Origin of the sequence: Streptomyces iranensis (assembly GCF_017874715.1) — a bacterium.
Classification (GTDB): Bacteria; Actinomycetota; Actinomycetes; order Streptomycetales; family Streptomycetaceae; genus Streptomyces; species Streptomyces iranensis.
This window is the reverse complement of record NZ_JAGGLR010000032.1, coordinates 1-12,132: the sequence shown is the minus strand read 5'-3', so window position 1 is coordinate 12,132 and position 12,132 is coordinate 1. Positions and strand designations below refer to the sequence as shown.

The window sequence follows — 12,132 nt, the reverse complement described above, 5'->3', positions numbered from 1 at the left end:
GATGGGTCGCCCCACCAAGCCCGTCGCCGCCAGCGCCCGACCCCGACTGCGAGCCCTGGCTACGTACCTGCGCCAGCTCAAGGACGAGGCCCACACCACCTACGCCACCCTGTCCGAGCGCACTGGCCCACCGAACACGCCGGGGTACCGCGGAGCCTCCACCCTCAGCCAGGCCGCCCGCGGCACCCACCTGCCCCCGCTCGCCACCGCCCTCGCCTATGCCCGCGCTGCCGGCGACCCTGGCGGCGCGGCCACGCAGAGGCGGGTAGCGACAGCCCAGAGCCTGTGGAAGGCGGCCGCGATCGAGAAAGCCCGCCCGCACCTGGCTGGCCGCAGTCGACGGACCCGGCAGGTCCGCACCCCGGCCTCCCTGGGCCAGGAACTGACGCGGCTGCGCCTGCGGGCCGGCCAGCCCTCCTTCAGCGCGATCGAGCAGGCGACCGACGCCGGCGGGTACCGGGTGCCGCGTTCGACAGTCCACCTGATTCTGAGCGGGAAGGTCCTGCCCAGCCGCGAGCATCTGGCCGCGCTCCTGACCGCCTTCGACGTGAGCGTCGCGGGCGCCGCCGAGTGGCACGCGGTCCGGGACCGCATCGAGCACCGCCTGCGGCCGCCCGCGCCGCCCCTACGACAGGGAGGGTACGTGTGCGCGGACGCCGACCCGGCCGTGCAGGAGTACCTGGAACGCCGCGAGCGTGACGAGGAGATCAAGCGCCGCGCTGGGCAGATCCATCCGGACGAGACGTACGAGGACTACGAGGAACGGATGCGTGAGAGGTGTGAAGTGCCGTTCCAGTGCCAGTGGCGGAGTGCCGTTGCTCTGACATCGCCGACCTTCGAGAATCGGCTCTCTGGCCTGGTGCAAGTGCCTCCGATCGACTGGCATTCAGTGGCATCAGGTGCTGGTAGGTCGTGGCATCAGGCCAGGACAGCTTTGCGGTACTTCCTATAGGCCACCTGTTGCTACTCCGCTGCCGGGTGAGGACCGTGGCGACATCACGGCTTTCAGTCTCGGGTGGTGCTGGCCGCGAAAGAACCCTCACTGAGTGCCGCCTGTTCACAGACCAGCGGGGCGGGAGCGGGGCCCTCATGGTGTGAGCGCTGCCCCTGTGCTCCGCGGACGAGCGGCGGTCACCCAACGGCGTAGGGATACCGGCTGCAGCAGACGGTGAAGTCACCTGCCGTGACCTGCCGGGCGTAGGTCTCAGCGCCTGCGAGGATGTCGGGCCTTGCGGTCGGCTCACCCGCTGCCGTGCCCTCGGGCCGTGACGGCGGTAGGTCTCTCAGAAGGTCACGTCCACCACAACGCCTGCGCCCGCGACGACGTCAAGTCCTTCCCGGCGTCGATGAAGTGCCCAAGGACCGGAACAAGGCTGCCACGGAGGCAGTGGTGTCAGCAGGAGACGCGACCACAGGAGTAGGGCGGGGCAGTACGGCGGGGGCCCGTCTGGGCGAGGACAGCGTCTGTTCCTCCTCGGCGTCGAGCAGAGGGGACAGACGCTCGCGGGTGTCGGTGAAGTTCCATCCGACGACATCCTCGATCGAGTCGATTTGCTCGGCTACGTCATCCGGGTCGTAGTCATCGAGGTGACGTGCCAGATAGGCGTCGACCTCGGCAGGCGAGTACGTGTCGACGCTCGGCCCCAGACCAAGACCGGCCAGGGAGTTGGCGTACTGGACCAGCGCCTCGGCCAGATCTGCTTCGTAGCCGGTGCTCTGGTGGTGGGCGATCCGCGGTTCGTGGCTGGCCCAGGCGTGACTGATCACGGCGCGGATCTGAGAGATCGGATCGAGGAGTGAGTGGCTCGCCGACCAGAGGGGACTGGCGCTCTCGATCGCCGCAGCGAGCTCCGTAACCAATTCCGCCAGCGGCTCAATGGATGTCATGCCCAATCCGTCCACGAGCCGCGTGACACGCGAGAGGGCGGCGCCGAACCAGTCAGCCGGCAGCGCTGCCCCAGGGGCTGCATGGCGGTCACCGTGAAAGCGCACGCTCAGCGTCAGAGCTTCGACGAGCGAGGTCAGTTCCCGAAAGCTCCCGCTGGCGAGATCTGCCGCATCGCATGCGTAGAGGTCCCACAGGTCCCGCAGCCGGGCCAGCAACTCCCGTGCACACGTGTCGAGAACACTGCGGAACAGGTCTTCGCCGCTGGAGAACAGTCGCAGGTTGACTTCCAGCTCGATGGCCTCACCCCGCCTGCACACAGGAATCAGATCATCAAATTTCACCGAATTCCTGATGATGGCAGTCATTGCGCCAGGGCTTATGGACAAATACCGGATGAGGAAGTCCCGTTGGCTGGGATCGGCCACGGTCAGACCCTGGCTTCCGGCATGGGACGCCTTCGTGATCCACGATCCGTTGAGCCGCTCGACGGCGGCATCGACGTGAAACTCCGGTGACGGAAAGCTCCCCAGCCGTCGGACGACCTCCTGCCACAGCACCAATTGCGAATCCATTAGCGACAGGGCCAGCAGCAACTGCTGATCGACCGGCGGAAGCGCACGGAAACTCGCCCCCCAGATCTCGTGAGGGTTCTCCAGAGCCTCCTCCAGGTTGTTGATCAGCTCCTGGGCACTTTTCGCCCCATTGCGCCGAACGACGATCTCGATGAGACGAGGGGAGTAGTTCTGGTGGCTGGCCACCCGTTGCCACCAAGAGCCGATGGAAAGGTCCTGCCGAGTCTGCGGATCGGTCACGGCGAGGTGGACGTGGTTGAACAGCATCCGGCAGCGAACGTCGTAGGGGAGGCGCTCCACCGGAACGTGACAGTGCGCGAGTCGTTCGACCGTGCGTCGGGAGGCGTCACTGAGCCGCACCGTGTCCTGCAAGACCTGCACCCGACTCGTCATGATCAAGACCTTGGATGCAGTGCCACTGCTCTGCCGCTCCACTACCGACTCGATGAACTCGGACATGTCCGTGTCGTGGTGACGTGAACCGTGGTCCTGATGGTGCGTCTGGCCCCAGGCGTCGTCGAAGAAGAACACCGTGGGAGTGTCGTCCTCGAGCCACGCCCACCACTGATCGACGGTCCGCGGGTCCACGACCACCCGAAAGCCGCGGTGCCACCACAGCAGCAACAGGTACTCGGCGATTGTCGTCTTGCCCGCACCGGGCGCCCCGCTCAGCAGCACACAGCCGTACTCCTCGAGTGCCAACTCGGCGACCTCGCAGGTCTTGTGATGCACGAAGCGGAGGTAGTTGCGCTCGATGCGCTGGATCCTGGACTCACCGCGCAGGAAGACTCCGTCCTGCATCATGGCGCGTACCGCCTGTGTCGAGGAGACCCACAGTTTGAAATGACGTCGCTCGACCTCGGGGTGCAAGGCGAGCACGGCATTGAGCCAGCCCCGCCCGTACACCTTCACCGTATCGGCGACCCCCGCCAATGCCTCCTGCGTCTCCCTCTCGGTGCCAGGGGTCAGTTCAGCGGACGTGACGAAGACGTACCGGACAGGTGCAAGACCCATGCCTGCCGCCTTGCCCGCCTCGATCCTGGCGGCCCGGAGAAGTGAGCCCTTGTCCGCAGAGGGCGTGTGCTTGCATTGCGCCACCACCCAGCCCTTCTCCGTGGCCGCCTTCAGGTCGATGCCCCCGTCTGCACCCACCCGGTAGGTGGAATAGATCAAGTGATCCTGCGCGGACAGCAAGTCACGGACGAACACTTCGAAGTCGTAGGGTGACAGGCTCGCAAAGTCATAGTCCGGAGCAGCGATCCCGCTCACCTCTCAAGATCCTTAGCGCATCGACGGGGCCAGCCGCCCGTAGAAGGTCGAACCACACAGTGCCCCACGGACCGTGGGTACTGCCAGGTGCCCCCGGCAGACCGTCCGCTGCGACGTGATGAGCACCGATCACACGGCACCTCATGCCGGCAGGGCTTTACAGAAGCGTTCCCCACCTCTGCGCGTGCACAGAATCCGGCCGCCGTGCCCTGTTGGGTTCAACGGGAGGTGTGTTGGTTGAGCAGAGACCCCGCACCCGGATACGCGCAGGTAACCGTACGCGTAGAGGTGAGAATGAGACAACTGCGTTAATCGGCGCGCGAGTTCGCATCCGCGCTTGAGCAGTCGTTGTCAGACCTCGCCGCTACAGTGCCCCGGCCCCCTGGCGGACACGCGTCACCCGCCCGAGTCGCTAACGAAGCACGGCGACAGAATCCGGCGCCCCCAAGGGCGGCCCATACAAATCCTTACGGAAAAACGTAAGGAACCCCGGAAAGCCCGGACGCACGGCCAGTACCCGCACGCCTCTCCGCTCCTGATGCCTCAAGCTGTACTTTCCTTGCTTGTGACCGCGTGCCGCTCCGTAGGCCAACTGGCGCCGCTGTACGCCTGACGCAACCTCGCCCAGCCGAAACGTAAGGCTCAGCAGTGGCGAATCGGCACTCCTGGCGACCGAATACCGATGCCGCGTACCTGTCATATTCACGACAAGTCAGCAATAACAGATCGGCTGTGCCAGCCCTGCTTCCGTAACGACCTGAACTGATCCACCAGACCAGCCAGCGGCTTAAGTTGCAGCTCACCGGCGCTTGCACAGCAGCGCCCGACACCCGCCCCTGCGCACATCACCCCCACAAGGGCCAGCGCGCACGAACCGTTGCACTCGCCGTACCAGACCGCCGCGGCGACGGCTTTTCCAACCTGGCACGCCACATCCACCGCCTGCGGCTGGACCGCCCGGGTTGTCACCGCGCTCACCAACGAGATGAAGGAAATGGCAATGGGACATGGAGAGTTGGGTGCCCAGGGCGTTGAGGGAGGGCGTGCCCTGGCCGAGAGCCTGGACAGGCGAGTCTTCGATGATGTCGCGTGGAGACGCAGCGACGAGGAGCTTCTCCAACAGGCGCTGGGCTATCTGGTGAAGAAGAAGTCCGCGGCCGACGCGCTCCACGCCCATGGCATCACCGCCGATGTCGACACCGTCGCCGCGTGGCGGGCGAAGGTCCGCACCCCCGGCCCCGAGGAGCAACAGCGCCTGCAGCAGGTCTTCAAGGACCTGCGTCGCCGCAACATCGCCCCCTACCTGACTCGCGTGCTCAACGCGGACGGCGGCACCAGGATCGAGATCCACCCCGTCGACCAGGAGTCCGTTGAGGCCCGCCACCGGCGCGACCTGCGGGTCCGGTGGAAAAACATCTGGCGTTGGAACGCGATCATCGCAGCTTGGGCGCGGCAGGACTCCCTGGAGATGGAGCACCTGTGGCAGGGCCTCATGAGTGAGATGGAGTCCGACCACCGTTCCTACTACTTCGTGCGACACATCGGCATCCTCGGCTGACCGCATTCCCGCTCGATCTCACCTCCAGCATCCATCGCATCCCTGAAGGGAGTACACCGGTGCCCCGGACATCGACTGACGCCTCGTCCGACGACCCAGAGCACGCCCCACGGCGCCGACGGGAGAAGAAGAAGCTGTTGGCGGCCGCGGTTCGCTCCCTGATGGAGCTGCGTCAGCGCAGTGACATGACCAGCGCCGACGTGAAGACCGTCGCCCGCACCCTGGGCGTCCACGAGCGCACCGTGTGGCGACGTCTGGAGAAGGCCCAGGCCCTGGGCACCGCCGACCTCCCCGAACGCCCCCGGTTCACCATCACCGAGGAAATCCGCATCAAGCTCGCCTACCACCACGGGAACATCAAGGCCGTCCACCTCGAGATGCTCGACGAAGCCGCCGATGCGCGGGATGTCCCGAGCCTGTCCACTCTGCACCGCACTGTGAAACGGGATCTTCCCCCGGGCGACCTGGCAGGCCTGCGCGAAGGCATCCTCGCCTCCCGCGCGCATGACCCCCACCTGCGCCGCCCGCCCACCTGCCGTAACGAGGAATGGGAAGGCGATCACAAGCAGGTTCCCATCCTGGTCTGGGCAGACGGACGCCTCGTCAAGCCCTGGGTCACCTGGTTCTGCGACTGCCATACCGGCATGACCATGGGGTGGGCCGTCACGCCCCATTACCCGCACCGTGCATCGATCCTGGCCGCCCTACGCGCCTGCATCCTCACCGACGAAGTGCACGGCCCAGCAGGCGGACTGCCCCGACGCATCCGCATCGACCGAGGCAGGGACTTCCTCTCCCGGGCCGTTACCGAAGCTATGGGCTGCTTCAGTGTCCAGGTGGACGTCCTGCCGCCGTACACCCCCCACCGCAAAGGCAGCATCGAAAACCTCAACCTGGCAGCGACCAGCATGTTTTTCTCCACCCTGCCCCGCTACACCAAGGCCCAGAAACTGGACACCAAACGGCGGGTCGGGGACAAGGACCCCGCCCTGTCCGTTGAGGCATTCGTCGACCTGTTCGCGAAATGGGTACGCACCCGCAACGCCGAACACCGCATGCAGGGCTACGGCGACGTCACCCCTCTGGAGAGCTGGCTCAGCGACGACACCCCGCTGCGCGAGCCGCCGCTGGAGGACCTGCACGTCTTCCTCCTCGAGGAGGAGCGCTCAACCCGCGTCATCCACGGCCACGGCATCCGCTGGCAGAACCGCGACTACGTCGGCGCGTGGATGACCGGCCGCACCGGCACCCAGGTCCGTATCCGCTACCAGCCCCACCACCCCCGCGCCATCGAGGTCTTCGACGCCCACACAGACCAGCACCTCGGCACCGCGCACCTCGCCGACGAGGCCAGCGAGGACGAAATCCGTGCCGTATACGAGGCCCGCGACGAACGAGTACGCCGCCTGCGCCGCGACCTGGCCGACGCCAAGCGCCGCCGCCGTCGCCGCTTCCAGGCCGTCACCCAGGCCGAGCCCGCACGCACCGCCGGAACCATGACCCGCGCCCAGGCCGCCGCCGAACTCGCTTCCACACGCCGATCGCGGGCCAAGGACGACGGCATACCCGCCGGATACATGCCCCGCCGCGTCACCCCTGGCGCCCGCTGGGCGATGCCCGCACCTGCCAGCACCGAGGAGAACAGCACGGCCCGATGACCCCCACCCCCTCGGCTGAGGTCCGCACCATCAGCCCGCACGGGCACATCCACCGGCGAGGCCGCACCTACAGTGCCCTCTTTGCGCTCGCCCACATCGGTGCCCGCGTCACCATCGAACCCGGCTCTCATACCGAGGAGATCGAAGTCCACGACCCCGCAACCGGCCGACACCTCGGGACCGCCCGCCAACTGGTCAACCCGACCATGCCTGCCCCCGCCCACCCCTCATCTCCGCAAGGAGCAGCCATCATGACCAACACCACCACCGCCTCTGCCCCCGACGACAGCGGCGTAGACCCCGACTTCTACCTCGACCTTCCCGACGCCCGCATCGTCGCCACCGAAGCACTGCTGGAGGCCGGCGAGAACATCGCCGACACCATCGACGCCCGCGCCATGTCTTGCATCTACGGCGACGCCGGACTCGGCAAGACCTTCTCCGTGCGGGCCGCACTGAAGGAAGTCGCCGCCGACCTCGTCCTGCTCCTGCAGTTCCGCTCCCGCCCCACCCCGCGTGACATTCGCATGGAGCTCTTCGACGTCCTGCACCTGGAAGGCAAGCCCCCCGCCCATCCCAGCGAGTTCGACCGGCTCCTCAAGCGCGCCCTGGCCCGCCGCCCCTACATCCTGGTCTGCGACGAAGCCCAGCAATTCAGCCGCGAATGCTTCGAGTTCGTCCGCCACTTGTACGACACCGGCAAGGGAAAGAGCCGACCCGCCGTCCTCTTCGTCGGCGGCGAGGAGTGCTACAAGACTCTGTACAACGAGCCCGCTCTCGCCTCCCGGATCTATATCTGGCAGGAATTCACGCCCATGGAGCCCGCGGAGGTCGCCAAGAACATCCCCCTGTTCCACCCCATCTGGGCCAACGCCTCACCCGAGCTGATCGACTTCATCGATCAGGAAGCTGGCGGCGGCACCTTCCGCATGTGGTCCAAGATCACCCACCATGTACTCGAGGGCATGAAGCGCCGCGGCCTGAGCGAAGTCGACGAGACCCTCGCCCGCTGGGCCATCCGCCGATCCCGACCCGCCCGCCCCGTCCGCCGCGACGACGACCGATGAACACCACCGCCCTCTCCCGCCGGACAACCCGCACCACCCCGGTCGCCACCGCCCACGGAACCGTCCGTTTCGCCCGCCACCACCTCGGCCTCACCGGCGCCCGCACCGTCCACACCCCCCAGGTCACCGCCGCGGCCACCGCCCTGCAGACCACCGTCACCGAGCACGGCATGATGTGCCTGACCGCACCCGCAGGGGCAGGTAAAACCTTCACCCTGCACACCATGCTCGACCAGCACCCCGCCTGGCACGCCATCCGGATCCTGCCCCAGCCCCAGGCCCGCCCCGGCGACCTCCGCCACAGCCTCCACCACGCCCTGGGCCTGCCAGGACAGCCCCCCAAGGACCCCGGCACCAGCGACGACCTCATCCGCCACGCCCTGCACCACCCGCCCCGGCTGCTGGCCATCGACGAAGCCCACCAGCTCTCCGCCTCCTGCCTGGAGTACCTCCGCTACCTCTACGACGACCCCCACACCAGCATCGCCATGGTGCTGGCCGCCAGCAGCCACCGCCTCCGCACCCTGCGCACCACGCCCATGCTCGCCTCACGCGTGACCTGCTGGCACGAACTCCACCCCCTCGACGCCACCCAGATCACCACCGTGATCCCTGCCTTCCACTCCCACTGGAAGACCACCGACCCCGACCTGCTGGTACACCTCGACCAGATGTGGGCCCACGGCAACTTCCGCCGCTGGGCCACTCTCACCCACCGCACCACCACCCGACCCGCCCACACCGAACCCGACGCACTCCTGCGCCACCTCACCCCCCGCCCGGAGGCGCCATGACCCCCCACCCGCCCCCCTCGGCCGGACCGGACGGCTCACGCCACGACAGCGAGTGGAACCCGACCTGGCCACCACGCCAGAACACCACGCTTCCCACCCCCACCATCATCGTCACCACGCGCGACGAACAGGACTACATGCGCCTGGCATTCGCTGCACACCAGCCCCGCCACGGACGCATCACCGTCCACCCCACCCCGCTCGCAGGAAACGGCCCCTACCTGGCCCACGACCTGATCCGCGCCCTCGGCAAACACCTGCCCCTCCCCGATGACGACCACGGCCTGCCCGCATGGGCCACCAACACCGACCGCAGCTGGCGCATCACGGCAGCCTGGATCCTCACTCTGGGCATCCGCCACCTGACCGTCTGCCGCGCCCACCGGCTCAGCACAGGGCAGTGGGAGCAACTGCTCGCACTCAGCGCCCGCACCGGCATCCGCCTGACCCTGCTGTGCAACGGTCCCATCCCACTGACGACCCTCAGCCTGCTGGAGACCACCGACCACCGACTCCTGGACAGCCGACGCGCCGCAGCCGCCCACTGGCGCCCCCCGACCCGCCCGCGACAACTCGCCGACTACCCGTGGTGGCAACACCGCGCACCCTTCCCGCCGCACGACGACGAACTGCAGTTCCGTATGCCACCCCAGCCCCTGGAACCCGCCACCCTCACCTTCACGCCCTCATCCCTACCCCCCTGTCCCACCCCGCCCCTGCCCCTGCCTGGCCCGCACCAAGACCACATCCACCCCCACATCGCCCAGATCGCCGACCGCGTCCACACCCGTGTCGCCCACCCCGTCCACGCAGCATGTGTCGCCGTGGCAGCACTGACCGGATACAACAGCCAACAGATCAAAGCCCTCCACACCCAGGTGAGCAACGGCCTTCCAGCGCTTCCGGCCTGGACAACGCTGCTGATGGATGCCGCCCGCCGCCTCGCGGCTCTGCGGGGCCACCCAGACGCCCCCAACCCGCTGTCCATCCCACCCTGGGAACACGCCGACATCGAGCAGGCTCTCCGCGCCTGCCGGCTCCTGCCCACCCCACCCACCCGCCGATCCCGACCCTCCACCTCCGTCTCGCGGACGAAGACCGTCCGCCAGCTGCGCGGGCGCCTTACCGTCTGAAGGAACACAGATGCTCGACCGACTCCACACCGACTCCGTTGCAGAAGCCCTCGACATCGCCGATGCCCACCATTGGACTCGTCAGCCTCCGCGCTCGGACCGGGCCCGCTTACGCTTCCTCATGTCCCGAAGCACGGACCTCGCCACCCTTGCCAGCCGCCTCAACACCACCCCCCAGGCCCTGCAGCGCATCCTCACCAACCAAGTGCGGAACGAGGCGCTGAGCCAGGCCATCCTCAAAGACGTCATCCGGCTGTGGCAGCCCCGCATCCGTCGGCGGGCCCACCGAGTTCTCGCCGAGCAGCAGCACAGTCTATGGGTGCAATTCCGCGGATGGTTCGGCTTCAACGCGGCAGCAGGATCCTCCGACGACGGCCGCGTGCGCTCCCTGTCGGAGGCCCTGCATCACCCTTATCCGGCACGTCTCCTCGAGGCCCGACACAGCGGCGCCAGTGAGCGAGAACTGCGCAGCATCGTCGCCGATGGGATAGGCGAGTCGTACTTCAGAGTCTCGACAGGCCGCAAGGGTCTGCACCTGGTACGACTTACCGACGTCGACTACATCGAGTTCTCCTACTGAACAGGCCGAGTGTCCACGAAAGGCAGTGAGGTCAAATCCGGCTTGAGCAGTCAACTCAAGGCTCGAGGCAGGGTTTGACCCGCCGCCTCTCCGAGGGGGCAGTCTTCGGGCGGGTGCCCGGAACTGGCGGATGGAGACGGCATGAAAACACTGGTCGTGCAGGAGCAGGCGCCGGACTGCGGCCCCACCAGGCCGATAGGGTCCAAAGGGTAATCACTGAGGCTGCGCTGCGTGGGTATCTCCTCGAGGAAGTCCTGGCCTGGCTGCTCAGGTCGAGCGGATACGAGGTCCTCACCGCCAAAGACGATCAGGACAAGAAACCCTGGAGAGTACTGGAAGAGCGCAACCACGGCCTGGTCGTGCGCGGCCGCGGCGCCTGGCACCAGGCCGACACCTTGGGCGAGTTCCGATACGTGCCGCCTTTCTCCCTGCCGGTCCGCCTCTTCGTCGAGGCCAAGTTCACACAGAACAGAGTGCGCCTGCCCACGATCCGCAACGGCCACGGAGTCGTACACGACGTCAACGAAAACGTGATGACCACAGTGGCCGCCGCTTCCGGCAGCCCGCGCAGGCCCAGAACACGCTACCGCTACAGCTACGCGATCTTCTCGACCTCCGGATTTACCCAAGACGCACAGGAGTTCGCGCTCGCCCACCAGATATCCCTGGTGGACCTGTCCATGCCGGACTTTGCGAAACTGCGCACCCTCGTGTCCGACACGGCCGAAGCCGTCCACGCCGCTATCGGTGGTTTGTTAAGGCGGGAGTGGGAGGTGGTGGCTGAGTGGTCGGCCGGTACTGACTGCGTTGATCAGGTTTTGTAACTCTGCTGGAGGGGGCGTGCTGGACCAGGCTTTCCACCAGTGTTGCAGCATGAGGGTGGGGGTCAGCCAGCTGCGGACGGTGCGTAGGGCCTGGGGCCAGCGTGCCGGGTGGTGCGATCGGGTGCCCCCTCTCTGGCCGGACCGGCCGGGCCGGGCGGTTGGCGGGAGTCGGTGGCGGTCCGGCTTCCCAGCAGAAGGAGAACGCGCAGTTGACCAGGGTCTGGTGGCGGCGGATGGCGCGGTCGGTGCGGACTTGGAAGTCGGCCCAGCCCAGTTCGTCCTTGACTTGCTTGTGGCTCTGCTCGATCCAGTTGCGGATGCCGTAGATCCGCACGATCTCGGCAAGGTCGGCGGCCGGGTGGGCGGTGTCGGCCTCGCGTGGTGAGCCGGGGCGGGGCAGGTTGGTGGCCAGGTACCAGGTGGATTTCTCCGGCAGGGTGTCCGGGTCGGTGGTGGCCACCACCAGCCGGGTGGTGCCGTCCGGTCCCCACCAGCCCAGGGACGCGTCGGCGGCCCACCAGGTGGTGGTGTGCCCGTCGCGGAAGGTGCGGGTCACCGCCGTCCAGTCGCCCGGCCGGTCGGGGCCGTGCCAGGCCAGCCCACGGGCGGCGTCCACCGGGGTGTGGGCATCGGGGCCGTGCGCCCACACGCCCCGGCGCCGTTTGAGGGCCATTACGAACGGCAGTCCGGCGGTGGCCAGTTCGCCGCGGAAACCGTCCTGGTCGCCGTAGGCACAGTCGGCCGCGACCGCGCGGAAGTCCACTGCGGCCTGGGTGGCACGGCGGGCGA

General features: G+C 67.5%; 10 protein-coding genes. 8 read left to right on the top strand and 2 right to left on the bottom strand.

From position 1 onward, the window contains the following. The first annotated feature begins 1 nt into the window (after window position 1). The gene (locus tag J2Z30_RS42855) at window positions 2–952 is read left to right on the top strand and encodes a helix-turn-helix domain-containing protein (RefSeq protein ID WP_044582654.1); all 951 of its coding nucleotides are present in this window, start codon (window positions 2–4) and stop codon (window positions 950–952) included. Window positions 953–1,326: 374 nt separating this feature from the next. Here the strand turns inward: J2Z30_RS42855 and J2Z30_RS42850 are convergent, their stop codons facing one another. After that, window positions 1,327–3,729: an nSTAND3 domain-containing NTPase gene (locus J2Z30_RS42850; RefSeq protein ID WP_044582653.1), complete on the bottom strand. Its 2,403-nt coding sequence runs from the start codon at window positions 3,727–3,729 to the stop codon at window positions 1,327–1,329. 1,000 nt (window positions 3,730–4,729) lie between these two features. Between J2Z30_RS42850 and J2Z30_RS42845 the strand changes: the two genes are divergently transcribed. The 7 genes from J2Z30_RS42845 to J2Z30_RS42815 all read left to right on the top strand — a co-directional run bounded on the left by J2Z30_RS42845 (window position 4,730) and on the right by J2Z30_RS42815 (window position 11,343). Beyond that, complete coding sequence (locus J2Z30_RS42845) at window positions 4,730–5,287, top strand: hypothetical protein (protein WP_052702191.1); 558 nt, start codon at window positions 4,730–4,732, stop codon at window positions 5,285–5,287. A 59-nt stretch (window positions 5,288–5,346) separates the two neighbouring features. Next, window positions 5,347–6,945 (top strand): TnsB C-terminal domain-containing protein, encoded by a 1,599-nt coding sequence (locus J2Z30_RS42840; RefSeq protein ID WP_209469077.1) that lies wholly within the window; start codon window positions 5,347–5,349, stop codon window positions 6,943–6,945. Window positions 6,946–7,196: 251 nt separating this feature from the next. After that, complete coding sequence (locus J2Z30_RS42835) at window positions 7,197–8,012, top strand: AAA family ATPase (protein ID WP_044582724.1); 816 nt, start codon at window positions 7,197–7,199, stop codon at window positions 8,010–8,012. Then, window positions 8,009–8,806, top strand: coding sequence for an AAA family ATPase (locus J2Z30_RS42830; protein WP_052702187.1), 798 nt, complete (start codon window positions 8,009–8,011; stop codon window positions 8,804–8,806). Before J2Z30_RS42835 ends, J2Z30_RS42830 begins: the two co-directional genes overlap by 4 nt. Continuing rightward, window positions 8,803–9,939 carry a hypothetical protein gene (locus tag J2Z30_RS42825; protein ID WP_044582650.1) on the top strand — a complete coding sequence of 379 codons (1,137 nt, stop codon included), beginning with the start codon at window positions 8,803–8,805 and terminating at the stop codon, window positions 9,937–9,939. Before J2Z30_RS42830 ends, J2Z30_RS42825 begins: the two co-directional genes overlap by 4 nt. 10 nt (window positions 9,940–9,949) lie before the next feature. Next, window positions 9,950–10,519, top strand: coding sequence for a telomere-protecting terminal protein Tpg (gene tpg, locus J2Z30_RS42820; RefSeq protein WP_044582649.1), 570 nt, complete (start codon window positions 9,950–9,952; stop codon window positions 10,517–10,519). 113 nt (window positions 10,520–10,632) lie between these two features. After that, entirely contained in the window at window positions 10,633–11,343 is a 711-nt protein-coding gene (locus J2Z30_RS42815; protein WP_245389091.1) for a restriction endonuclease, read from the top strand. Here the strand turns inward: J2Z30_RS42815 and J2Z30_RS42810 are convergent. Continuing rightward, window positions 11,261–12,132 (bottom strand): IS701 family transposase (locus J2Z30_RS42810; protein WP_209469076.1); only part of this gene is annotated, 872 nt, incomplete at its 5' end. The genes J2Z30_RS42815 and J2Z30_RS42810 overlap by 83 nt on opposite strands.